26 protein-coding genes are annotated in these 23,016 nt (G+C 69.3%); 17 read left to right on the top strand and 9 right to left on the bottom strand.

Annotated features, from left to right (window positions below; all coding sequences use genetic code 11):
* The first annotated feature begins 160 nt into the window (after positions 1-160).
* Positions 161-1,303: a methyltransferase gene (locus AC6LJ2_RS27620; RefSeq protein WP_445657323.1), complete on the top strand. Its 1,143-nt coding sequence runs from the start codon at positions 161-163 to the stop codon at positions 1,301-1,303.
* 59 nt (positions 1,304-1,362) lie between these two features.
* Here AC6LJ2_RS27620 and AC6LJ2_RS27615 read toward each other — a convergent pair whose 3' ends face one another.
* Genes AC6LJ2_RS27615 through AC6LJ2_RS27605 form a run of 3 tightly spaced genes read right to left on the bottom strand, consistent with a single transcriptional unit; the run spans position 1,363 to position 3,181 of the window.
* On the bottom strand, positions 1,363-2,052 hold the full coding sequence (locus tag AC6LJ2_RS27615) for a DUF1345 domain-containing protein (RefSeq protein WP_263911257.1): 690 nt from the start codon (positions 2,050-2,052) through the stop codon (positions 1,363-1,365).
* 32 nt (positions 2,053-2,084) lie between these two features.
* Positions 2,085-2,609: a chromate transporter gene (locus AC6LJ2_RS27610; RefSeq protein ID WP_175194041.1), complete on the bottom strand. Its 525-nt coding sequence runs from the start codon at positions 2,607-2,609 to the stop codon at positions 2,085-2,087.
* The gene (locus AC6LJ2_RS27605; RefSeq protein ID WP_025137280.1) at positions 2,606-3,181 is read right to left on the bottom strand and encodes a chromate transporter; all 576 of its coding nucleotides are present in this window, start codon (positions 3,179-3,181) and stop codon (positions 2,606-2,608) included. Before AC6LJ2_RS27605 ends, AC6LJ2_RS27610 begins: the two co-directional genes overlap by 4 nt.
* 87 nt (positions 3,182-3,268) lie before the next feature.
* On the opposite strand from AC6LJ2_RS27605, the gene AC6LJ2_RS27600 reads away from it, so the two are divergent.
* The 4 genes from AC6LJ2_RS27600 to AC6LJ2_RS27585 all read left to right on the top strand — a co-directional run bounded on the left by AC6LJ2_RS27600 (position 3,269) and on the right by AC6LJ2_RS27585 (position 6,060).
* On the top strand, positions 3,269-4,189 hold the full coding sequence (locus AC6LJ2_RS27600; protein ID WP_263911253.1) for a LysR family transcriptional regulator: 921 nt from the start codon (positions 3,269-3,271) through the stop codon (positions 4,187-4,189).
* Positions 4,190-4,233: 44 nt separating this feature from the next.
* Positions 4,234-5,037 carry a glutamate racemase gene (gene murI / locus AC6LJ2_RS27595; protein WP_263911252.1) on the top strand — a complete coding sequence of 268 codons (804 nt, stop codon included), beginning with the start codon at positions 4,234-4,236 and terminating at the stop codon, positions 5,035-5,037.
* A gap of 157 nt (positions 5,038-5,194) precedes the next feature.
* Entirely contained in the window at positions 5,195-5,620 is a 426-nt protein-coding gene (locus AC6LJ2_RS27590; RefSeq protein WP_445657324.1) for a universal stress protein, read from the top strand.
* Positions 5,621-5,631: 11 nt separating this feature from the next.
* A complete protein-coding gene (locus AC6LJ2_RS27585; protein WP_263911249.1) occupies positions 5,632-6,060 on the top strand; it encodes a universal stress protein in 429 nt (142 codons plus the stop codon).
* A 39-nt stretch (positions 6,061-6,099) separates the two neighbouring features.
* On the opposite strand, the gene AC6LJ2_RS27580 is transcribed toward AC6LJ2_RS27585, so the two are convergent.
* Genes AC6LJ2_RS27580 through AC6LJ2_RS27570 form a run of 3 tightly spaced genes read right to left on the bottom strand, consistent with a single transcriptional unit; the run spans position 6,100 to position 8,488 of the window.
* Positions 6,100-7,482 (bottom strand): sensor histidine kinase, encoded by a 1,383-nt coding sequence (locus AC6LJ2_RS27580; protein ID WP_263911248.1) that lies wholly within the window; start codon positions 7,480-7,482, stop codon positions 6,100-6,102.
* The gene (locus tag AC6LJ2_RS27575) at positions 7,479-8,141 is read right to left on the bottom strand and encodes a response regulator transcription factor (RefSeq protein WP_263911247.1); all 663 of its coding nucleotides are present in this window, start codon (positions 8,139-8,141) and stop codon (positions 7,479-7,481) included. Before AC6LJ2_RS27575 ends, AC6LJ2_RS27580 begins: the two co-directional genes overlap by 4 nt.
* Positions 8,141-8,488 (bottom strand): PepSY domain-containing protein, encoded by a 348-nt coding sequence (locus AC6LJ2_RS27570; protein WP_025137275.1) that lies wholly within the window; start codon positions 8,486-8,488, stop codon positions 8,141-8,143. The genes AC6LJ2_RS27575 and AC6LJ2_RS27570 overlap by 1 nt, the downstream gene beginning before the upstream one ends.
* 198 nt (positions 8,489-8,686) lie before the next feature.
* Between AC6LJ2_RS27570 and AC6LJ2_RS27565 the strand changes: the two genes are divergently transcribed.
* The 7 genes from AC6LJ2_RS27565 (at position 8,687) to AC6LJ2_RS27535 (ending at position 16,437) form a co-directional block, all read left to right on the top strand.
* Positions 8,687-9,025 carry a PepSY domain-containing protein gene (locus AC6LJ2_RS27565; protein WP_498152597.1) on the top strand — a complete coding sequence of 113 codons (339 nt, stop codon included), beginning with the start codon at positions 8,687-8,689 and terminating at the stop codon, positions 9,023-9,025.
* A gap of 54 nt (positions 9,026-9,079) precedes the next feature.
* Positions 9,080-10,408, top strand: coding sequence for a ferredoxin reductase family protein (locus AC6LJ2_RS27560; RefSeq protein WP_498152596.1), 1,329 nt, complete (start codon positions 9,080-9,082; stop codon positions 10,406-10,408).
* Between the two features lie 56 nt (positions 10,409-10,464).
* Entirely contained in the window at positions 10,465-11,778 is a 1,314-nt protein-coding gene (locus AC6LJ2_RS27555; RefSeq protein ID WP_498152595.1) for a PQQ-dependent sugar dehydrogenase, read from the top strand.
* Between the two features lie 209 nt (positions 11,779-11,987).
* Positions 11,988-12,440, top strand: a complete 453-nt coding sequence (gene azu / locus AC6LJ2_RS27550; RefSeq protein ID WP_263911241.1) for an azurin — start codon at positions 11,988-11,990, stop codon at positions 12,438-12,440.
* A gap of 89 nt (positions 12,441-12,529) precedes the next feature.
* Complete coding sequence (locus AC6LJ2_RS27545; protein ID WP_263911239.1) at positions 12,530-13,234, top strand: SDR family oxidoreductase; 705 nt, start codon at positions 12,530-12,532, stop codon at positions 13,232-13,234.
* Between the two features lie 194 nt (positions 13,235-13,428).
* Positions 13,429-15,000: a DUF1800 domain-containing protein gene (locus AC6LJ2_RS27540; protein ID WP_498152594.1), complete on the top strand. Its 1,572-nt coding sequence runs from the start codon at positions 13,429-13,431 to the stop codon at positions 14,998-15,000.
* Between the two features lie 66 nt (positions 15,001-15,066).
* On the top strand, positions 15,067-16,437 hold the full coding sequence (locus tag AC6LJ2_RS27535; RefSeq protein ID WP_498152593.1) for a DUF1501 domain-containing protein: 1,371 nt from the start codon (positions 15,067-15,069) through the stop codon (positions 16,435-16,437).
* A 75-nt stretch (positions 16,438-16,512) separates the two neighbouring features.
* Here the strand turns inward: AC6LJ2_RS27535 and AC6LJ2_RS27530 are convergent, their stop codons facing one another.
* Both AC6LJ2_RS27530 and AC6LJ2_RS27525 read right to left on the bottom strand, forming a co-directional pair.
* Positions 16,513-17,484 (bottom strand): tripartite tricarboxylate transporter substrate binding protein, encoded by a 972-nt coding sequence (locus tag AC6LJ2_RS27530; RefSeq protein WP_498152592.1) that lies wholly within the window; start codon positions 17,482-17,484, stop codon positions 16,513-16,515.
* Between the two features lie 149 nt (positions 17,485-17,633).
* Positions 17,634-18,776, bottom strand: coding sequence for a 4-oxalomesaconate tautomerase (locus AC6LJ2_RS27525; protein WP_263911233.1), 1,143 nt, complete (start codon positions 18,774-18,776; stop codon positions 17,634-17,636).
* A gap of 61 nt (positions 18,777-18,837) precedes the next feature.
* On the opposite strand from AC6LJ2_RS27525, the gene AC6LJ2_RS27520 reads away from it, so the two are divergent.
* The 5 genes from AC6LJ2_RS27520 to AC6LJ2_RS27500 all read left to right on the top strand — a co-directional run bounded on the left by AC6LJ2_RS27520 (position 18,838) and on the right by AC6LJ2_RS27500 (position 22,063).
* Positions 18,838-19,776, top strand: coding sequence for a LysR family transcriptional regulator (locus AC6LJ2_RS27520; protein WP_498152591.1), 939 nt, complete (start codon positions 18,838-18,840; stop codon positions 19,774-19,776).
* Positions 19,773-20,234: a GNAT family N-acetyltransferase gene (locus tag AC6LJ2_RS27515; protein WP_498152590.1), complete on the top strand. Its 462-nt coding sequence runs from the start codon at positions 19,773-19,775 to the stop codon at positions 20,232-20,234. The genes AC6LJ2_RS27520 and AC6LJ2_RS27515 overlap by 4 nt, the downstream gene beginning before the upstream one ends.
* A gap of 99 nt (positions 20,235-20,333) precedes the next feature.
* The gene (locus AC6LJ2_RS27510) at positions 20,334-20,702 is read left to right on the top strand and encodes a COG4315 family predicted lipoprotein (protein ID WP_263911230.1); all 369 of its coding nucleotides are present in this window, start codon (positions 20,334-20,336) and stop codon (positions 20,700-20,702) included.
* Between the two features lie 31 nt (positions 20,703-20,733).
* Entirely contained in the window at positions 20,734-21,246 is a 513-nt protein-coding gene (locus AC6LJ2_RS27505; RefSeq protein WP_498152589.1) for an RNA polymerase sigma factor, read from the top strand.
* A 1-nt stretch (position 21,247) separates the two neighbouring features.
* Positions 21,248-22,063, top strand: coding sequence for an anti-sigma factor family protein (locus AC6LJ2_RS27500; RefSeq protein ID WP_263911228.1), 816 nt, complete (start codon positions 21,248-21,250; stop codon positions 22,061-22,063).
* 19 nt (positions 22,064-22,082) lie between these two features.
* On the opposite strand, the gene AC6LJ2_RS27495 is transcribed toward AC6LJ2_RS27500, so the two are convergent.
* Complete coding sequence (locus AC6LJ2_RS27495) at positions 22,083-22,514, bottom strand: hypothetical protein (RefSeq protein WP_498152588.1); 432 nt, start codon at positions 22,512-22,514, stop codon at positions 22,083-22,085.
* Positions 22,515-23,016 lie beyond the last annotated feature (502 nt).

Raw genomic sequence — 23,016 nt, 5'->3', positions numbered from 1 at the left:
GACCCCGTTTGCCGGGCCGGCGCCCCGCGCGCCGGCCCGCCCCCAGGGCGCGAAGCTGCTACATTGGCAGCCGCGCCCTTTCTTTTTTTCTCCTTTCCCCCCGATTCCCCTCCCCCATGACCTGCCTGCCCAAGAAGCCCCTTATTGCTGGAGCGCCACGTTGACCCTGCCTGAACTGAGCTGGACGGAAGGCGACGCCCCCGACCAGACCACGCACACCGCCCGCTGGCGCTCGGAATCCGGCGCCACGCCCCCCAAGCGGGTGGTGCTGGCCGACGACCGCACCACCGCGGACATGGCCTACCGCCAGGCCTGCGAAGGCGTGGGCCTGCTCTGGCGCGGCGACTTCCAGAATGCGCGCCTCTTGCTGCAGGCCATGACCCGGCGGGTGGACAAGCGCCCGCGCAAGCCGGTCGAGACCCTGCTGGAAGCCTTCAACCAGCATCGCCAGATCCAGTCGCAGCGCGCCCGCATCCTGGGCATGCTGTTGATTCCGTTCGACGCCGGCCACGGCATTTCGCTGCGCCGCGCACCCGATGCCCGGCAGGCCTGCGAAGAAGCCCACGGCCCGGCCGACGAACCCTACGTGGCGTCGCTGCGCGAACTGCTGGGCCTGATCGGCGCCTTCGAATGGCGCAAGAAGGGCGTGGAGATTCCCGCGCTGAACAACCGCATCCACCCGCACTACGGCGTGTTCTCGCCGCTGCGCGGCGAATACGTGGACCTGGTGGCCAATACCCCGATGCCGCGCGGCAGCGTGGCCTTCGATATCGGCACCGGCACCGGCGTGCTGGCGGCGGTGCTGGCGCGCCGCGGCGGCAAGCGAGTCATCGCCACCGACATGGACCCGCGTGCGCTGGCCTGCGCCCGCGAAAACCTGGACCGCCTGGGCCTGTCCAGGCAGGTCGACGTGGAACAGGCCGACCTGTTCCCCGAAGGCCGGGTCTCGCTGATCGTCTGCAATCCACCGTGGCTGCCGGCCCGGCCCAGCTCGCCGGTCGAACAGGCCGTGTACGACCCGGACAGCCGCATGCTGCGCGGCTTTCTCAATGGCCTGGCGGCGCACCTGACGCCCAACGGCGAAGGCTGGCTGATCCTGTCGGACCTGGCCGAACACCTGGGTTTGCGCACCCGCGAGCAATTGCTGGACATGATCCAGCAGGCCGGCCTGCGGGTGGTCGAGCGTATCGACACGCGGCCCACGCATGCCCGCGCCAAAGACCGGGACGATCCGCTGTATGCGGCGCGTTCGAAGGAAGTGACGTCGCTGTGGCGGCTGGCGGCAGCCGAGGCCGCGGCCTGACGGCACGCGCCGCTACCCGCATGGCGGCCAGCAGGCCGGGGAGGATTCCCCGGCCTTTTTCATGCGCGCCCGGCCGCCACGTTCACGCTGATGGCGATGATGAAGACGTTGAAGAAGAACGCGATGACGCTGTGCATCAGCGCCGTGCGCCGCAGCCGACGGCTGACGATCTGCACGTCGGAGACCTGGAAGGTCATGCCCAGCACCAGCGAGAAGTAGGCGAAATCCCAGTAGTCCGGGTCTTCCTTGCCGGGAAAATCCAGGCCCTTGTGCATCGCGTTGCGATGGCTGTAGTAGCCGTGCGCATAGTGCAGCGCGAAGATCATGTTCATGTACAGCCACGACAGCACGATGCTGGCGGCCGCGGCAATCAGGTCGAGCACCCCTTCAGTGCCGCCGCTGGCCCGCAATTCGACCCACAGCGCCAGCATCACCAGGCACGACAGCGCCACGCTGCTCCAGAGCACGCCGGTGCGGCCGACGTCGACCTGCTGGGCCCGCACCCGCATGGACGCCGGGGTGGCGCTGCCGAAGGCGGACACGGTGAACAGCAGGAACACCAGCGCGGCCAGGTCGAACCCCAGCAGGCAGGCGCGGCTGGGCGACATGCCGGTCAGGTACAGGCCCGTGGCCACCGCCACGAACAGCAGGCCGCACAGCACCAGGCGCCGGTGCGCGTGGACAAAGGGCAGGCGCGCGACACGGGCGGGCGGCGATTCGGTTTCCGGGTCTTTGACCGGCAGCGACATGGCGGGTTCCTGGCGTGGCAAGAGCCTCAACGCTAACCGATAGCCAGCAATCCCACCAGCGCACCGCCGAACAGCAGCCACAGCGGATGAATGCGCGTGGCGCTGCCCAGCACCGCCACCACCGCGGTGATGGCGCCCAGCAGCCAGGAATGCACCGAGGCCTCGGTGATGAGCGCGGCGCTGGCGGCGACCAGCCCCACCGTCATGGGGAAGATGCCGGCCTGGATCACGCCGCGCCAGGGCCGGTCCTTGAAGCGTTCCCACAGGCCCAGGGCGATGACCGTGATGATGGACGACGGCCCGAACTTGGCAATGGTGGTCACCAGCATGCCCATCCAGCCGGCCACGTGCCAGCCCACCAGGGTGACGACCATCAGGTTGGGGCCGGGCGCGGCCTGGCCCAGGGCGAACAGGGCCGAGAAGTCGGCGGCCGTCATCCAGCCGTGCACTTCCACGACCTGGCGTTGCATTTCGGGCAGGATGGTGTTGCCGCCGCCGAACGCCAGCACGGACAGCTGGGAAAAGATGATGGCCAGGGCGATCAGGGTCTGGATCATCGACGTTGCCTCCAGACCAGCAGGATGCTCAGCGGCGTCAGCACCGCCATGGTGGGCAGCAGCGGGATGCGCAGCACCGCGATGGCGATGAAGCAGGCCGTGGCCACCAAGCCGGCCAGCCAGTCGCGCCGCTTGAGCACCGGGGTGCCGATCTTGACGGCCATGGAGATCAACAGGCCCGCCGCGGCGGCGGCCAGGCCGGCGAACAGGTGCTGGATGTGCGGATCGTTCTGGAAGCGGTCGTAGACCATGCCCAGCAGCACCACGATGGCCGAGGGTGCCAGGATCAAGCCCATCAGCGCGGCGAACGCGCCACGCGGACCGCGAAACTTCATGCCCAGGGCGACCGACAGGTTGATGATGTTGCCGCCCGGCAGGAACTGGCACAGGCCCAGCAGGTCGGTGAATTCGGCGCCGCTCAGCCAGCGGTGCTTTTCCACCACCATGCGGCGCGCCAGGGGCAGCGCGCCGCCAAAGGCCGTCAGGCCCAGCATGAGAAAGCCGTAGAACAGTTGCCCACAGGTGGGCGGGGGCCGCAGGGCGGCGTCAGGGGGAGTCGATGCTGCGTTCATGATCTTCTGGGTGAATAGACCGCAGCCTACTCCCGCCCTCAGATAATGTCTAATATATGCCTGGCTAAACATTCATATCGGTTTCATATGGCATCCGTCGACCTGCGGCTTTTGCGTTACTTCCTGGCGGTGGCCGAGGAAGGCCACCTGACCCGTGCAGCCGCCCGCCTGGGCATCCGTCAGCCGCCGCTGAGCCAGCAGATCCGCGTGCTGGAACAGGAGCTGGGCGTGACGCTGTTCCACCGCCTGCCGCGCGGCATGGAACTGACCGAGAGCGGCCGCGCGCTGCTGGCGGATGCGCGCAGCATCCTGGCGCTGGTGGACCAGGCAGTGGACGGCGTACGGCGCGTGTCGCTGGGCGAAGCCGGACGCCTGACCGTCGGCTTTACCGGGTCGGCGGCCTTTCATCCCTTCGTGCCGTCGGTGATCCGGCGCTTTCGCGAAAGCGCGCCGCAGGTGCGGCTGGTGCTGGAAGAAAGCAGCACCGGCGAACTGATGGAAGACGTGCGCGACGGCCGCGTGGACGTGGCCTTCATTCGCGGCTCGCACGGGGTCGAGCGTGGCGTCGCGTTCGAAACCGTGCTGGAAGAAAGCATGCTGGCCGCCTTTCCGGCGGACCATCCCATGGTCAAGGGCCGCGCCCGCAAGCGCATCGCGCTGTCCGAGCTGGCCGAGGAATCGCTGATCCTGTACCGGCGCCACAGCGGCCCGGGCCTGTACGACGCCATCATCACGGCCTGCGCGGCGGCCGGTTTCAGCCCGCGCGTGGCGCAGGAAGCGCCGCGCATGCTGTCCACCCTGAGCCTGGTGGCCGCCGGCCTGGGCGTGTCCTTGGTGCCGGCCTCGCTGCGGCGGGTCAACATCGAGGGCGTGGTGTACGTGAACGTCACGGGGCCGGTGGAGCTGCGCGCCCCGCTGACGCTGATCTGGCGCGATGCGCCCCTGTCGGGCGCCATCCGCCGGCTCATCGAAGAGGTGCGGGCGCACCGCGAAGCGCCCGAGGCCTGACGCGGCGCTACACTTGCCGGCACCCTTGTTTTTGCCCGATCGAAATGCCTGCCTCCCATCCCATCGGCGTGTACGACTCCGGCGTCGGCGGACTGAGCGTCTTGCGCGCCATCCGCGATGCACTGCCCCACGAAGACCTGCTGTACGTGGCGGACTCGGCCCACGTGCCGTATGGCGAAAAGACCCCGGAATACGTGCAGCAGCGGGCGTTGGCCATCGCCGACTACTACGTCTCGCGCCATGCCAAGGCTATGGTGGTGGCGTGCAATACGGCCACCACCGCCGCCATCGCCCTGCTGCGCGCCCGCCATCCTGAGCTGATCATCATCGGCGTGGAACCGGCGATCAAACCGGCCGCCCACCTGACGCGCAGCGGCGTGATCGGCGTGTTCGCCACCACCGGCACGCTGGCCAGCGCCAAGTTCGCCGCGCTGGTGCAGCGCGAGGCGCCCGAGATCCGCATTCTCCTGCGTCCCTGCCCCGAATGGGTGCTGCGGGTCGAGCAAGGCGAGATTGCCGGACCCGCCGCCGCACGCGCCGTGGCCGGCCCGGTGCAGGAATTGCTGGACCAGGGCGCCGACGCGCTGGTGCTGGGCTGCACCCACTTTCCATTCCTGAGCGAGGCGATCGCCGCCGTCGCGGGCCCTGCCGTGCCCCTGCTGGAGACCGGCGGCCCCGTGGCGCGCCGGCTGCGTCACCAGTTGCAGGAACGCGGGGGCTTGAAGACCGACGGCGCGGGCACGCTGGCGCTGGAAACCACCGGCGACCCGGCGGCGCTGGCCCGACTGGGCGCGCTGCTGCTGGGCTTGCCGGCCGAGGCGACGCAGACGCCTGCGCAATGGCGCTAGGCGCTGGCCACGGGCCTGGGCGATGCCGGTCGGCGACCGGCCTTGGCAACAGACGCGGCGGCGGGCGCGGACGGTAAACCCCGGTGCCATTTGATCCGGCGCACGCCGCGTGGCTGAATTTTTCCTTAAAGTAGACCTATCTACCAAGGAGACGCCGATGAAACGCATCCTCATTCCCGTGGACGGATCAACGCACGCCGTACACGCCGTGCGGGCGATGTTGCACGCCCGCCGATACGACCCCGTCGAGCACGTCGAACTCCTGACCGTGCAGATTCCGTTGCAGTCCGGCAAGATCGGCCGCGGCCTGTCGCAGGCCGACATCGACGCCTACCACGAGGAAGAAGGCCAGGCCGCGCTGCGCGAGGCCAGCGCGCTGCTGGCCGCCGAAGGCGTGCCATACGGCACGCGCGTCGAGATCGGCGCCCCCGCCGAAACCATCGTGCGCGTGGCCGACGAGATCGACGCCGATGAAATCACCATGGGCACGCGCGGGCTCGGTTCGGTTGCAGCGCTGTTCATGGGGTCTGTCGCCACCCGTGTGCTGCACCTGACGACGTTGCCCGTCACCCTGGTCAAGTAAAGGAGCCAGCCATGCTGAACATCTTGGTCCCGGTCGATGGTTCCGACGACGCCAACCGCGCCGTGCTGCACGCGCGCCAGCTGGCCCAAGGCGCGAAGGACGCGCGCATCCATCTGCTCAATATCCAGACCCCGCCCCAAGGCCGCGCCGGCCTGTCGCGCCTGGTCACGCAGGACATGATCGACGAATACTACGTGCGCGAAGGCCAGGAAGCGGCCGACGAGGCGCGCAAGCTGCTCGACGTGACCGGCACCGACTACACCAGCCATGTCGAATTCGGCAATCCGGCGGTGGAGATCAACGCCTACGCGCAGCAGCACCAGTGCGAACGCATCGTCATGGGCACGCGCGGACGCGGCGCCTTTGCGGGCCTGCTCATCGGGTCGGTTGCCAACCAGGTGGTGCAATTGGCCGACGTGCCGGTGACGCTGGTGAAATAGGCCGCTGCGGCGGCGCTGGCCTTGTCCGCCGGCCAAGCCCTACGCGGACAAGGCAAGCGCCGGCAACGTCAGCGTCACGCGCAGGCCGCCCAGCGGCGCCTGTTCGGCGCGCACCTCGCCGCCATACGTGCTGGCCAGATCGCGCACGATATCCAGCCCCAGCCCCGAGCCGGGGCGCTGTTCGTCCATGCGCACGCCGCGCTCGAAGACGCGTTCGCGTTCGCCTTCGGCGATGCCGGGGCCGTCATCGTCGATCTGGATCCGCAGGCGGTCTGGCGGCGCGGCGCTTGCGCTGATCCGCACCCGCCCCGCCGCCCATTTGCAGGCGTTGTCCAGCAGGTTGCCCACCATTTCCTGCAGGTCCTGCTCTTCGCCGCGAAAGACCAGGCCGTCGGCAAAATCCGTCATGTCCAGCGCCAGTTCACGCGCGGCGTACAGCCGGCGCATGACCCGCAGCAACGCCTCTACCGCCGGGCGCAGCGGCGTGCGCCCGCCTTCGGTGCCCGACGCGGCGGCGGCCCTGGCGCGGGCCAGGTGGTAGTCGATCTGGCGCTGCGCCAAGGCCACCTGCTCGCGCGCCAGGCGGGCGAACGGACTGTCTTCGCGCGCCGCGGCATTGGCCAGGATCGTCAATGGCGTTTTCACGGCGTGAGCCAGGTTGCCGGCCTGCGTGCGGGCCCGCTGCACGATGTCGGCGTTGACGGCGAGCACGCGGTTGAAGTCGTCGACCAGCGGCTGGATCTCGCTGGGAAAGCGGCCGTCGATGCGCACGCTGTTGCCCCCCTGCTGCGCGGCCAGCTGGCGGCGCAGCCGCCCCAGCGGCCGCAGCCCCACGGCCACCTGCACCACCGCGGCCGCGATCAGCCCGATCGCCAGCGCGCCCAGCGACAGCAGCAGCATGTGGTTGAAGCGTTCGATCGGCTCGGCCAGCACCTGGCGGTCGGCGGCAACGATGAGGCGTAGCGTGGCGGCGTCGGCGTCTTCCGGTTTGAGCGTGCGCGTCAGCGCGGTCAGGCCATGGCCTTCGGGCCCGGTGATGTCGTAGGCGCCGTCGGCGCTGTCGGTCGCGGGCAAGGCCAGCACCTGGTCCCACAGCGAGCGCGAACGCGCCACGCCCGCGGCCGCCAGGCGGCCTTGTTCATCGAGCCGATCGATCTGCCAGTACAGGCCCGACAGCGGCTGCTCCAGCCGCGGGTCGCTCAGCGGCGGGGCCACGATGGGCCGCCCGTCGGGGGCGACGCTGACCGCGGCGGTCAGCTGGTTCAGGTGCAGCGCCAGTTCGGCGCGCAATTGCTCGGTGATGTGCTGGCGAAACAGGCTGCCCAGGCCCCAACCGGCCAGCACGATGGTCAGCGCGATCCAGGCCAGCGTGCCGGCCAGCAGCCGCCAGCGCAACGAGCCGGGCGCGCGCGGCCCCGTCATGCGCCGGCTGCCAGCCGGTAACCCAGGCCGCGCACGGTTTCGATGGTGTCTGGCGGCAGCTTCTTGCGCAGCCGGCCGATGAAGACCTCGATGGTGTTGGAATCGCGGTCGTGGTCCTGGGCGTAGATGTGTTCGGTGAGTTCGCTGCGTGAAATCACTTCGCCGGCGCGTTGCATCAGCACCGCCAGCACCTTGAATTCGTGGCTGGTCAGGTTGAGCGCCTGGCCGTTCACCGTGACCTTGGCCTGGCGCGTGTCGAGCATCAGCGGGCCGCAGCGCCACTGCGCACTGGCGTGGCCGCTGTGGCGGCGCAGCAGCGCGCGCACGCGGGCCAGCAGTTCTTCCATGTGAAAGGGCTTGGTCAGGTAGTCGTCGGCGCCGGCGTCGATGCCGGCGACCTTCTCGTGCCAATTGGCGCGCGCGGTCAGGATCAGCACCGGCATGCCGAGCCCCGCGGCGCGCCATTGCTTGAGCACCGTCAGCCCGTCCGTCACGGGCAGGCCCAGGTCCAGCACCACCACGTCGTAGGTCTCGACCTCGCCCATGTAGTGGGCAGTGCCGCCGTCGGCCGCGGTGTCGACGGTGTAGCCGGCCTGGCGCAGGGCCTCGGCCAACTGCGTGGCCAGGGTGGGTTCGTCTTCGACCACGAGGATGCGCATCAGTGTTTGTTCCGGAACTGGATGTCGCGGCCCTTGATGCCCAGCACGGAGCCGTCGCGTGCGTCGATCTTCAGCTTGACCAGGTTGCCGCCGGGTTGCAGCAGCCGGATCTCGTACAGGTAGATGCCGTCGTCTTCTTCGAATTCGACCTTCATGACCTGGCCGGGGTAGTCGCGCTCGACGATATCCAGCACCGCGCGCAGCGGCAGCACCTTGCCGGCCTGCAAGGCCTGGCGGGCCTGTTCGTGGTCGCTTTCGTCGGCGCGTCCGGGGCCGGGGCCGATGGCCAGCGCCGCGGCCAGCGCGCCGCCGGACAGCCAGAGTGCGATGCGCTTGCCTGCGGTCATGGGGGCTTCCAGGATGAATGGCGTCCAGGATAACGCGGGACGCCCGGGAAAGACAGATCGGTACGACGCCTCGGTTATAGCGAACCGTGGATGAACGGCAGGTGAACGAGCGCTTCAGAAACGGTTCATGGGCCCACCCGAATAATGCATGCATGGCCGGCCTTTTGGCCATATCCCAACAGACAAGGAGCTACCACCATGACGACAACTTTCAAGCCTTCGATCCGCCACACCCTGGCCGCCTTCGCCGTGGGCGCCGCCACCCTGGCCAGCGCCGGGGCCTTCGCCCAGGCCGCCCCGCAACCGGCCGCAGCGCCTGCCGCCCCGGTCGCCACCCAGGCCGCCCCCGCGCAGATCCTGACTGTGCGCCAGATCTACGACACGCTGACGGCCGCCGGCTACCGCAACATCACCGAGATCGAGCTGGAGCATCACCGCGGCTACGACGTCAAGGCCGACGACCCGCAGGGTCAGCGCGTGAAGCTGCGCGTGGATGCGCAGACCGGCGCCGTGCTGCGCAGCCGCGTCAAGGACTGACAGGGACATGGGGCCCGGCGCCGCCGGGCCCGGCATGACACGCTGGAGCCTCTCATGAACACCCGCACCGCGCTTGGCGGCTTCCTGCTGGCGCTGACCGGCGCCTGGGCCGTCGACACCTTCCTGCTGCAGCCGCCGTCGGCGGCCGCGTGGCCCTGGCTGCTGCGCCAGCAGACCCTGTACCTCACCGGCGTCTGGGCCATCGGACTGATGTCGCTGATCATGCTGCTGGCGCTGCGGCCGGCGTGGCTGGAAGGCCCCCTGGGCGGAATGGACAAGGTCTATCGGCTGCATAAATGGGCCGGCATCCTTGCCGTGGGCGCCAGCGCGGTGCACTGGCTGGCCAAGCTGTCCAGTACGCCGCTCAAGGCGCTTCCGGGCCCTGACGGCCGGCCCGCACGCGATGCGGTGCTGGCCGTGCTGGAAGGCTCGCGCGGATTGGCCAAGGACCTGGGCGAATGGACGATCTACGCGCTGCTCATCATGCTGGCCATCACGCTGTGGCGCCGCTTTCCGTACCACGCCTGGCGCATCGCCCATCGGGCCATGCCCGTCGCGTACCTGGCGCTGGCCCTGCACACCCTGGCACTGGCCCCCGCGTATTACTGGACAGGGCCGACGGGGTTGCTGCTGATCCCCTTGCTTGCGGGCGGCGCCGTGGCCGCGCTGTGGTCCCTGGCCGGCCGCGTCGGCCGCGGGCGCCGCGTCGCGGGCCGGATCGCCGCGGTAACGCGACGCCCGGGCGGCATTGTCGAGGTCACCTGTGAACTCGGCCGGCAATGGCCCGGCCATCGGGCGGGGCAGTTCGCCTTCGTCACGTTCGACCGCAGCGAAGGCGCGCACCCGTTCACCATCGCCAGCGCGCCTGGCGACGCCCCCGGCCGGGTGACCTTCCAGATCAAGGCGCTGGGCGATTACACGGGCCGCCTGGCCGACACGCTGGCGGCCGGACAGACGGTGGCCGTGGAAGGCCCGTACGGCCGCTTCGAGCGCCCCGGCTCAGCCGACGCCCAGCCGCAAGTGTGGGTGGCCGGCGGCATCGGCATCACGCCGTTCCTGGCCTGGCTGGAAGACCGGCAGGCCGCCGGCGCGGACAGCGCGCCCGTCTGGCTGCACTACTGCGTGCGCGATGCCGCCACGGATCCCTTTGTGGATACGCTGAAGCAGCGCTGCGCGGCGCTGGGCAACGTCACCTTGCTGGTCCACGACGCCGGCCACCGCCTGACCGCTGACGACCTGGCGCAAGGCGCAGTGGCCGATGGCCGCGCCACCGACGTCTGGTTCTGCGGCCCGGCGGGCCTGTCTGCCGCGCTGCGCGATGGCTTGCGACGCCTGGGCCGCGGTGGCGTGCGCTGGCACCAGGAAGCCTTCGACATGCGCTAGGGCGTGCGTCGTATGATGGGGCGTCGCGGTGATAGCGCCGCACCTGGAGCCGCATCATGCGCATTCGAACCCTGCTGCCAGCGGCCCTGGCAGCCGTCAGCACGCTCGCCGCCTGCGGCGAAGTCGCCAAGCTGCCGGTTGAGGCGGGCATGGGGCCGCACCCTGCGCTGCCCGCCCCCAACACCACCCTGATTCCCACTGTCAACACCGCCAAGGCGGTCGGCTGGGCCGATGGCGCGCACCCCACGCCGGCCAGCGGCCTGGCCGTGACGGCCTACGCCCGCGATCTTGACCACCCGCGCTGGCTCTACGTGCTGCCCAACGGCGACGTGCTGGTGGCCGAGACCAACGCGCCGCCCAAGCCCGAAGAGGCCTCCGGCGGATTCAAGGACTGGGCCGCCGGCCTCGTCATGAAGCGCGCCGGCGCGCGCACGGCCAGCGCCAATCGCATCACGCTGCTGCGGGGCCTGGCGCCGGACGGCACGGCGCAACGCCGCAGCGTGTTGCTCGACGGCCTGAACTCGCCGTTCGGCATGGCGCTGGTGGGCGACCAGCTGTATTTGGCCAATGCCGACGCCGTGGTGCGATTCCCCTACCAGCCGGGCCAGACGCGCATCACCGCGCCCGGCGTCAAGGTGACCGACCTGCCGGCCGGCATCAACCACCACTGGACCAAGAACCTGATCGCCAGCCCCGACGGCAAGAAACTGTATGTGTCGGTGGGGTCGAACAGCAATGTGGCCGAGAACGGCATGGAGATCGAAGAAGGCCGCGCCGCCATCTGGGAAATCGACGTGGCCAGCGGCGCCAGGCGCCTGTACGCGAGCGGCCTGCGCAACCCGGTGGGCATGGCCTGGGCGCCCGACGGCAAGACGCTCTGGACGGCGGTGAACGAACGCGACGAACTGGGCAGCGACCTGGTACCCGACTACATGACCTCGGTCCAGGACGGCGGCTTCTATGGCTGGCCGTACAGCTACTTCGGCCAGCACGTCGACACCCGGGTCAAGCCGCCGCGCCCGGACCTGGTGGCCAAGGCCATCGTGCCCGACTACGCGCTGGGGCCGCACACCGCATCGCTGGGCCTGGCGTGGTCGGGCGACGCCAGGCTGGCCCCGTTCACGCATGGGATGTTCGTGGGCCAGCACGGCTCCTGGAACCGCGATCCGCGCAGCGGCTACAAGGTCATCTACGTGCCCTTCACCGACAACCGCCCGGACGGCGCGGCGCAGGACGTGTTGACGGGCTTTCTGGATGCCGCCGGCCAGGCCCAGGGACGGCCGGTGGGCGTCGCGGTGGATCGCCAGGGCGGGCTGCTGGTGGCCGACGACGTGGGCAACGTCATCTGGCGGATCAGCGCGCGGCCCTAGCCGCGGGGGTTGCGGCAGGTCGGCCCCGCGCTGCCGCAACTTTCAGACCGATTCACGGCAATTCGCTGAGGCTTGCTTGCGTTGCGTCAAACCCGGCGTAGGTCACCGGCAGCGATATGGCGTAGAGTGGCGTGACAATGGTCGCAACGCCCGGCCGGCTTCGTCCGGCGGGCCTGCGTTTCTCCCCTAGCCACCTGGAGGCATCAAACATGCTGTTGAAGAATCTGTGCGCCGCGGCCGTCCTGGCCCTGGTTTCGGCCCCCGCGCTGGCCGCCGACTGCTCGGTCGAAATCGCCGGCACCGACCAGATGCAGTTCGACAAGAAGGAAATCACGGTCAGCAAAAGCTGCAAGGAATTCACCGTCAAGCTCACCCACCCCGGCAAACTGCCCAAGACCGCCATGGGCCACAACTGGGTGCTGACCAAGCAGGCCGACATGCAAGGCGCCGTGAACGACGGCATGGCCGCCGGCCTGGACAACAACTACGTCAAGAAAGACGACGCCCGCGTCATCGCCCACACCAAGGTCATCGGCGGCGGCGAAACGGACTCGGTCACGTTCGACGTCAGCAAGCTGGCCGCCGGCCAGGACTATGCCTATTTCTGCTCGTTCCCCGGCCACTTCGCGCTGATGAAGGGCGTGCTGAAACTGGTCGACTGATCGCCCCTGCCGGCCTTGCGGGATTGTCCGCAAGGCCGCCGTGCCCACCCCTACAATGGCCGTTTCCCGGACCCCTTGGAGACGAACACATGAGCACGGATAAAGTGGCAATCATCACCGCCGGCGGCAGCGGCATGGGCGCGGCGGCGGCACGCAAACTGGCGGCCGACGGCTACCGCGTGGCCATCCTGTCTTCGTCCGGCAAGGGCGAGGCCCTGGCGGCCGAGCTGGGCGGCCTGGGCGTGACCGGTTCGAACCGGTCGCCCGACGACCTGGCCCGCCTGGTCGACACCACCGTGCAGAAATGGGGCCGCGTCGACGCCGTGGTCAACAGCGCCGGCCATGGCCCCAAGGGCCCGCTGCTTGAAATCAGCGACGACGACTGGCACCTGGGCATGGAGTACTACCTGCTGAACGTGGTGCGCATTTCCCGCCTGGTGGCCCCCATCATGAAAAACCAGAAGGCCGGCGCCATCGTCAACATTTCCACCTACGCCACTTTCGAGCCCGAAGCCCTGTTCCCGACGTCGGGCGTCTTCCGCGCCGGCCTGGCCGCGTTCACCAAGGTGTTCTCGGACGAATACGCCGAGCACAACGTACGCATGAACAACGTGCTGCCGGGCTTCATCGACAGCCTGCCCGAGAAAGAAGACCGCCGCGTGCGCATCCCGATGGGCCGCTACGGCACCGCCGAGGAAGTGGCCGACCTGATCGCCTTCCTGGCGTCCGACGCCTCGTCGTACATCACCGGGCAGAACATCCGCATCGACGGCGGCATCACCCGCTCGGTCTGATCCGGCCGGCGTCCCGACCCGGCAGGTCCGTTCAAGGTCCGCCGGGCCGGCACCCCGGCCCGTGCCGATGCCGCGGCCGACACGCGCGCGGGCCTCGTGCAAACGCATTAATCCCCTCGTCCGTATGGTGGTATTGAAGCGCCCCCGGCGCTTCGTTACCGTAGGTGCTCGCATTCGAACCCGGGGCCTCTTGCATGTCCGCGCCGCCGCCCGAAGCGGCGCTGGGCGCCGCCTCCGTACCGACTTCATCCGCCCGGCCCACGCCCGGCCAGGCTTCGCGTTTCCTGGCGCAGGCGACCTTCGGCCCGACGCCCGCCCAGATCGACGTCGTGGTGCGGGACGGCTATGCGGCCTGGCTGGACGCCCAGTTGAGCCTGCCGCCATCGCAAAGCCACTTCGATTGGCTGCTGCAGCAAGGCAAGAACACCGAGGCGTACAAGGGCAACGGCATCAACGCGCCGCTGGAATCGACCCTGTGGCGCAAGTTCATCAGCGCCGAGGACCAGGTGCGCACGCGGGTGGCCTTTGCGCTGTCCGAGATTTTCGTGGTGGGCGTGGCGTCCATTACCGCCAACTGGCCGCTGTTCGGCGCTGCCGGGTTCATGGACCTGTTGGCCGAGCACGCGCTGGGCAACTACCAGGCCCTGCTGACCGCGGTGACGCGCAATCTGTCGATGGGCTGCATGCTGACCTACCGCGGCAACCGCAAGGAAGATCCCAAGACTGGCCGCCACCCCGACGAAAACTACGCCCGCGAAGTGATGCAGCTGTTCAGCATCGGCCTGGTCGAGCTGAACCCGGACGGCACGGTCAGGTTGGTGAACGGCGCGCCCGTGGAAACCTACGGCAACGCCGACGTGCAGGGGTTGGCCAAGGTCTTCACTGGCTGGGACCTGGACGGCCCCGAGACCGACGTGCAGTTCCATCGCCGGCCGATGGCCTTGAACAACGCCCTGCATTCGCTGGCGGAAAAGCGTTTTCTGGGCGCGGTGATTCCGCCCGGCACCGACGGCCATCTGTCGCTACAGCGGGCCATGGAAGTGATCAGCGCCCATCCCAACGTGGGGCCGTTCATCGGCACGCAGCTGATCCAGCGGCTGGTGACCAGCAACCCCAGCCCTGCCTACGTCGGCCGGGTGGCCGCGGCGTTCAATGACGACGGCCATGGCGTGCGCGGCAACCTGCGGGCGGTGGTGCGGGCGATCCTGCTGGACGACGAGGCCCGCCACCCCGACCTGGCCGCGCCCGAGTGGGGCAAGGTACGCGAGCCGATCCTGCGCTTCTCGGGCTGGGCGCGGGCGTTCGGCGCCACGTCCAACAACGGCGCCTGGGCCATGCCCGACACCACCGACAACACGATCCGCCTGGCGCAAAGCCCCATGCGTTCGGCCAGCGTGTTCAACTTCTTCCGGCCGCGCTACAGCCCGCCGGTGACCGAACTGGCGCGGCGCGGGCGGGTGGCGCCGGAACTGCAGATCACCGACGAAACCAGCATCGCGGGCTACCTGAATTTCCTGGCGATCTACGTCGACCGCGGCTGGGAAGACCTGCAAACGGATTACGCCGCCGAGATCGCGCTGGCCCGGAACCCCGCTGCGCTGGTGGCGCGCGTGGCATTGCTGCTGGCCGGCGATGCATTCAGCGGCGCCACCGCCGACGCCATCGCCCAGGCGGTCGCCACCCTGCCGCCCGAGCGGCCACGCGACCGCGTGCGCGCCGCGATCATGCTGGTGGCGGCCAGCCCCGAATACCTGGTGCAGAAATGAGGCGCGACCGCCTCGAATCCCGGGAACCACCATGAAGTCCGATCGCCCCGACCCGCTGGAGCAGCCATGAAGCCCGACCGCCGCGAATTCCTGCTGCGCGCCTGCGCCCTGGGCGCCAGCCATGCCGCCGCGCCGCTGGCGCTGAACCTGGCCGCGCTGGGCGCGGCCGCGGCGCAGGCCGCGCCCGCCGACTACAAGGCGCTGGTGTGCGTGTTCCTGTATGGCGGCAACGATCCCTTCAACACCCTGGTGCCGTTTGATGCCGCGGCCTATCGCGCCTACGCCGCGGCGCGCAGCGACATCGCCCTGCCCCGCGCCGCGCTGCAGGCCACCGCGCTGCGCGGCAAGGCGGCGCTGGACAACGGCGCCCAGTTCGCGCTGGCGCCGTCGCTGGCGCCGCTGGCCCCCGTGTTCGAACGCGGCGAGATGGCGCTGGTGCTGAACGTGGGGCCGCTGGTCGTGCCCACGACCAAGGCCGACTACATCGGCGCGCGCGTGCCGCTGCCGCCCAAGCTGTTTTCGCACAATGACCAGCAATCGTATTGGCAAGCACTGGCGCCGGAAGGCGCGTCGTCGGGTTGGGCCGGCCGCCTGACGGACCTGTACGCCAGCCTCAACGCGCAACGCAGCTTCACCGGCATCACGGCCGGCGGCAGCACCGTGCTGCTGGCGGGCCGGCACGTGGCCGGGTATCGGGTCGGCGTGAACGGCTCCACGCGCATCGACCTGCTGACGCGCGACCTGTACGGCTCCAGCGCCTGTACCGCGCTGCTGCGCCAGCTGATCACCCAGCCGCGCGACCACCTGATGGAATGCGAGATGTCGCGCATCGCCGCGCAATCGATCGATGCGGACACGCGGCTGCGCGCCGCGCTGTCCGGCGTGGCAGTGCCCGGCGATTTCGGCTCGCCGCTGGCGCAGCAGTTGAAGATCGTGGCGCGCATCATCGCTGCGCGCCAGGCGCTGGGCGCGCGGCGCCAGGTATTTTTCGTGTCACAGAACGGCTATGACAACCACACCGGGCTGAACGACACCCACCCGGCCCTGCTGCGTGAACTGGGCCAGGCGCTGGCGGTGTTCCAGGACGCGCTGGCAACGCTGGGCGTGGCGCGGCAGGTCACCACGTTTACCGCCTCGGAATTCGGCCGCACGCTGGGGTCCAACGGCAATGGCTCGGACCACGGCTGGGGCGCGCATCACCTGGTGCTGGGCGGCGCGGTGCGGGGCGGCCGCTACTATGGATCGCACCCCGAGATCGCACCGGACGGCCCCGGCTTCGTGGACAACGGCCGGCTGCTGCCGACCCTGGCGGTGGAACAGCTGGGCGCAGCGCTGGGCGGCTGGTTCGGCGCGGGCCGGGATGACCTGAACCTGGTGTTTCCGAACCTGCGACATTTCGATGCCGCGCCGCCCGCCTTGTTTGACAGTGCCACGTAGCAGGACGGGGCTGGCTGCGATGGCGACCCTTGCAAACGGCGCGCCAGCCAGGCGCGCCGTCATGCACACCGGGCGTTACAGCGCCGCGTGCATCGACGTGGCCAGGCGCTTCCATTTGACCGCCTCGTCACGCACGAACGCCGCCAATTCGTCCGACGTGCTGGTGCGCACCTCGGCGCCCTGCTCGTCGATCTTGCGGACCACGGCCGGGTCATGCAGCGCACCATTCAAGGCCGTGTTGAGCTTGGCCACCACCTCGGGCTTGGCATTGGCCGGGGCGAACACGGCATACCACTGCGCCACATCCACGCCCTGCACGCCCAGCTCGGCCAGCGTCGGCATATCAGGCAGCACCTTGGCACGGCGCGCGCCAGCCACGCCCAGCGCCACGATCTTGCCGGACTTCAGGTGCGGATAGGCGCTGAACAGGCTGGGAAACATCACCTGCGTCACGCCGGCCAGCGTGTCGGTCATGGCGGGCGCCGAGCCCTTGTACGGAATCTCCAGCATGGCCGCGCCCGTGGCGCGGTTGAACAGCTCGCCCGCCACCGCCGGCGCGGTGCCCGGGCCGGCCGAGGCATAGCTCAGGCCATCGGGATGCGCCTGGCCGTACTTGATCAGCCCGGCCACGTCGTGCACGCCGATGCCGCTGTTCACCACCATCAATGTCGGCGAATCGGCCACCATGCCGATGGCGGTGAAATCGCGCACCGGATCGTAGTTGAGCTTTTGCAGCGCGGGGTTGATGCCGTGCGTGCCGATGTAGCCCAGCATCAGCGTGTAGCCGTCGGCCGGCTGGCGTGCCACGTAGTCGGCGGCGATGGCGCCCTGCGCGCCGGGCTTGTTGACCACGATGACGGTCTGGCCCAGCAGTTCGCCCATCTTCTGGCCGATCACGCGGGCCAGGGTGTCGTTGCCGCCGCCGGCGGCGGTGGGCACCACCATCGTGATGGCGCGGTCGGGAAATTGCGCCTGGGCAGCCTGGCCGGCCAGGGCCAGGCACAGCGCGGCGGCGCCAAGCATGCTGCTGCGGGTGGGAAATGCCATATCGAGTCTCCTGATGATTTGTCGGGACGGTCTCTGCGGACCGCTGAGTGTTGAATGGGCACCGGCACAAGCCGGCCCCTGTTTTTTCTGCCAACCGGCCACCGCTTGCGGCGACGCCGGGTCCTGATGTCGGGTATCGCCCTGGCGCGCTAGGCCGCCACCGCAAGCGGCGTCGCTTGCGCGGGCTGCGCCTGCGGCACTGCGGCCGGTTGCGACACGAATTGCGGCAGGTACAGCACGCCCTTCATGATCTTGCGGGCCGTGCGCACCAGCCCGGCGGCCGCGACCTCGCCCGTGCGTTCGTCCAGTTTCACATCGATGTCCATGCCGCCCGACGGGTGCGAGATGCGCACGCTGCGATAGCCCGGCTGCGGCGCGGGGCCGCCGCAATCGTGCGCCACCGTGCCCGGCATCAGGAAGGCGGCGGCCACGCCCACCGCACCCGTCGCGGCGTGCGCCCGGTGGCAGGCGTGCGGCGTGAAGTAGCGCGAACGCAGCGACAAACCCGATGCATCGTCGCCCGGAGCCAGCAGCACCGGCTTGGGGATGACGCTGTCCGTCACGTCACCCAGCCCCATGCGGGCGCCGGCCTCGCGGCGGATACGTTCCAGGCGCGCCAGCAACGCGGCATTGCCGTCCAGTTCGGCCGGCGACTCGTCGCCGCGCAAGCCGAAGTCAGCGGCGCGCAGCAGCACCATGGGCATCGCGGCATCGATCAGCGTGACCGCGATGCCGTCCACCACTTCCTGGCGCTGGCCGGTGGGGAACAGACGGCCGGTGACCGCGCCCCAGGCATCCAGGAAGTTCAGGCGCACTGGTGCGGCCGCACCCGGCACGCCGTCGATGCGGGCGTCGCCCTCGTAGGTCAGGCGCCCGCCCGGGGTCTGCACCACCGCCTCGATGACGGCGCCCGTATTCACGTTGTGCACCCGCACCGAGGTCTCGCCATCGGCCGCCGCGATCAGGCCTTCGTCGATGGCGAACGGCGCGGCGCCGGACAGCATGTTGCCGCAGTTGGGCCGGGTATCGACGCTGGCGCGGTCCACCGACACCTGGGCGAACAGGTAGTCGATATCGCAGTCCGGCCGACGCGATCGCGACACGATCGCGACCTTGCTGGTCAGCGAGTTGCCGCCACCCAGCCCGTCGACCTGCAAGGCATGGGGCGAGCCCATGGCCGCCAGCAGCAGGCGGTCGCGCTCGGCCGGGTCGGCGGGCAGCCAGTCGGCGAGGAAAAAAGGGCCGCGGGACGTGCCGCCGCGCATCAGTACGCAAGGGATGATCGTTTCCATGCGGTGCATTCTGCGACGGTGCGGCTATTATTTGAATTGCAACTTACGGATGGATTAATGCATGGCACGCATCAATTTCGATTTACAGGAATTGCAGGCCTTCGTGGCCGTGGCCGAACGCGCCAGTTTTCGCGCCGCCGCCGAAGACCTGAACCTGTCGCAACCCGCGCTGAGCCGCCGCATCGAAAAACTGGAAGACCTGCTCGGCGCCCGCCTGCTGGAACGCACCACCCGCCGCGTGTCGCTCACGCACGTAGGCCGCATCTTCCTGGAACGCGCCCGCGGCGCCATCGACGAACTCGAACGCGCCGTGCTCAGCATCGGCGACCTGGCCGCGCAGCGCGGCGGGCTGGTCACCGTGGCCTGCGTGCCGTCGGTGGCCTACTACTTCCTGCCCGCCATCATCCACGACTACGCCGAGCGCTTTCCGCGCATCCGCGTGCGCATCATCGACGAAACCGCCCACACCGTGCTCAACAGCGTCGTCACCGGCCGCGCCGACTTCGGCATCAGCTTCTTCGGCACCCAGGAACCCGACGTGGACTTCAAGGCCGTGCTGCGCGAAGACTTCGTGCTGGCCGTGCGCCGCGACCACCCGCTGGCCACGCGGCGCAGCGTGTCCTGGGAAGAACTGTCCGGCGAACGCTTCATGACCGTGGCCAAGGAAAGCGGCAACCGCCTCTTGATCGACGACGCCTTGGCCAAGAGCGGCAAACGCACCGTCAGCGCCTTCGAGGTCAGCCACGTGATGACCCTCCTGGGCCTGGTCGAGGCCGGCCTGGGCGTGGCCGCCGTGCCCCAGCTGGCCATGCCGCCCGCCGGCCACGCCACCCTGGCCGGCGTCAAACTCGAACATCCGCGCGTCACCCGCAGCCTGGGCCTGATCTCGCGCCGCGGCCGCCCCCTGGCGCCGGCGGCCCAACAGCTCTATAACCTGATCAACCAGACCGGCAAAAGCGCCAAGCGCGGTTCCGCCAAGCCTTCCAAAGCCATCCCATGAGCCCCCACTCCCTCGCCTTGCAGCCCGCCACCGAAGACGACCTGCCCTTCCTGCTGTCGCTGCGCCGCGCCACCATGACCGAACACCTGGCCCGCGCCGGCGCCCCGCAGGACGACGAACACCACCTGGCCCGCATCCGCTACGGCTTCGAGGGCGCCCAGATCGTCTGGCTGCACGGCCGCCCCGCGGGCCTGTTCAAGGCCCTGCGCGAGCCCGACGGCTGGCGCGTCGTACAGATCCAGATCGACCCGGCCTACCAAGGCCAGGGCCTGGGCCGGCAACTCTTGACCGGCCTGCTGCGCCAGGCCGACCAGGAAGGCGCCGCCGTCACCCTGTCCGTCCTGCAGGGCAACCCCGCCCGGCGGCTCTACGAGTCGCTGGGCTTTCGCGCCGTCGAGGAGGCCGGCGTGGAAACCGAAATGCGCTACGAACCCGGTCCGCCCCCGGCGGCCCCCTGAGCCCTCGCAGAATTTTTTTTGCGCCGGGTGGAATATCGCCGCCCCGGCCGGCGTCTGTAGAGGGCAGTCCCCCACTTTCCTTTCTACGCGAGGCACGACATGCGCAATCAAATCGCCGCAGCCCTGGTTCTTACCTCTGCCGCCCTGTTCTCGGCCGGCGCCCACGCCCAGGCCGTCAAGACCCAGGACGGCGTCCTGGTCAACAGCGCCGGCATGACCCTGTACACCTTCGACAAAGACGCCGGCGGCAAGAGCGCCTGCAACGACCAGTGCGCCAAGATCTGGCCCCCGGTCACCGCCGCCGCCGATGCCAAGCCCTCGGGCGACCTCACCGTCATCACCCGCGACGACGGTTCCAAGCAATGGGCCTACAAGGGCAAGCCCATCTATCTGTATGCCAAGGACGCCAAGCCGGGCGACAAGACCGGCGACAACTTCAAGGACGTCTGGCACGTCATCAAGCCCTGATCCGGATCGCCTCGCCCCTCCGCATCAGACCATGCGCGCCGAAGACGAAGCATCGATCCTGGCCTGCATCCCCAGCCTGCGGCGTTACGCCTGCGGGCTGACGGGCGACCCTCACCGGGCCGACGACCTGGTGCAGGACACCCTGGAGCGCGCCTGGAGCCGCTACTCGCGCTGGCAACGGCGCGGCGAACTGCGGGCCTGGATGTTCGGCATCATGCATAACCATTTCATCGACGGCGTGCGCGCCCACCACCGGCAAGCCGGCGACGCCAGCACCAGCGAGCTGCCCGACGTGCCGGTGCGCGCCACCCAAACCGATCACCTGGAGGTGCGCGACCTGGATCGCTGCCTGCAAGGCCTGCCCGCCGAACAGCGCCAAGTGCTGCTGCTCGTCTGCGTCGAGGACCTGTCCTATCAGGAAACCGCCCAGGTCCTGGGCGTGCCCATCGGCACCGTCATGTCGCGCCTGTCACGTGCCCGCGAACGGCTCGGCGCCCTGATGCAAGGCCAGGAACCCGCCGGCCGGCTCCATCGCGTGAAATGACATGAACGACAAACGCCTCCACCCCGTTCCCGCCGCCGGCCACCCCATCACCGAGGCCGACCTGCACGGCTACGCCGACGGCCAGCTGCCGCCCGGCCGCCACGCCGAAGTCGACGCCTACCTCGCCTCCCATCCGCAAGACCTGGCCCGCGTCCACGCCTGGCAGGCCCAGCGCCGCGCCCTGCACGCCCTGCTCGACCCCGTCCTGGACGAGCCCCTGCCCCTGCGCCTGCCCCTCGCGCCCCCCGCCCGCCACCTGCCCTGGCGCGCCCTCGCCGCCGGCATCGCCATCGCCGCCATCAGCGCCAGCGCCGCCTGGCTCACCCGCGGCGCCCTCGACGCCCGCCACCTGCAATCCATCCTGGCCACCGCCAGCCCCGACCACGCGGCCGGCGGCTACGCCCAACGCGCCGCCATCGCCCACGCCGTCTACGCCCCCGACATGGGCCGCCCCGTGGAAGTCAGCGGCGACAACGAAAAAGCCCTGGTCACCTGGCTCACCAAGCGCCTGGGCGCCCCCGTGCGCGCCCCCAACCTGTCCCACGCCGGCTACGACCTCGTCGGCGGCCGCCTTTTGCCCGGCGGCACCGGCCCCGTCGCCCTCTTCATGTACGGCGCCCAAGACGGCCAACGCCTGACCCTCTACGTCACCCGAGAAGCCACCGGTGGCCAAACCGCCTTCCAATTCACCCAGGAAGGCCCCGTCCGCGTCTTCTACTGGGCCGAAGGCCCATTCGGCTACGCCCTGTCGGGCGCGGTCAGCCGAGACGAACTACAGAGAATCTCGCAAGAGGTCTACGACCAACTGCAAGGCTAGCGCGCGTCAGAACACAGGCTCAACACAAGCCCTGATCACGGTACTCACCCGGCACACCCAGCACGGCGCAGAACTTGCGGCTTTCACCGGAATAAGCGTGCGTAGCATGAATGGTCAGCGTGGCGCCCGCCAACCCGACCTGCTTCGGATTGCAAGACCAGAAACCGCTGGAGATTTCGTCGTACGGCGCCCTGGCAACGAGACGCGCCGGCTGCCCGGGCGACTTTTTTCCCGACGCCTCAGTGGCCACCCACTCGATCCAGACACGGCAGCTCACATGCTCGAACCCCACGTTCTCCAGGATCACCCGATACGAGCCCTGCCCGTCGGGGGAACGCCAACTTCCGCCAGCCAACATCCCCAGGAGCTCCGCTTGATCCGCGTCAGTCTCCGCGACGCACGGCGCCGCCACCAGCAACGAAAGGCTCAGCAACGCAGCAAGAATTTTCATGTTTCAGATGGCCTGCCGAGAATCGGCATGAAAGAAATAATGGACGGCGCGGCCCCCCCATTCGTCGTCATTCACATCACTCAGACACGGACGGCACCTAGCCATTCCCCAACGATAGCCGCTCTCCGGCCAAGCTCATAACAAGCTCCAGCCAAAATCGCAGACACAGCCAACACGCGCAGCGTCCACCGCCCCAACGCCCCACCACCGCGTAAGCCGCAGAAGGCCGCCCGCGCGGCCGATTGCGGCGGGCCCCGCACCCCACCGCCCCACCCCACCGCTGAGCAAAACGCCAGCAAACACTCTCCCCAAAACCCGTCGCGAGCCCTATGCAGAGCGCCGGGCTGCGCTGGTCGGGTGGGCGCGGGGCGTGTAGATGCGCCCGAGGGAATCTGAAGCCCAATAGTCGTCATGCACGACACCCGTGACGAAGAAACTTTCTCCGTGGCATCGGCTGTGGCAAGGTGGAATGCCGCCAGGTAAAGACCGACCTTCCAGTGGT

This window comes from Achromobacter sp. 1014246743 (assembly GCF_059760725.1).
Note: the sequence above shows the minus strand (reverse complement) of the source record. Positions and strands in the feature narration are given on the sequence as shown.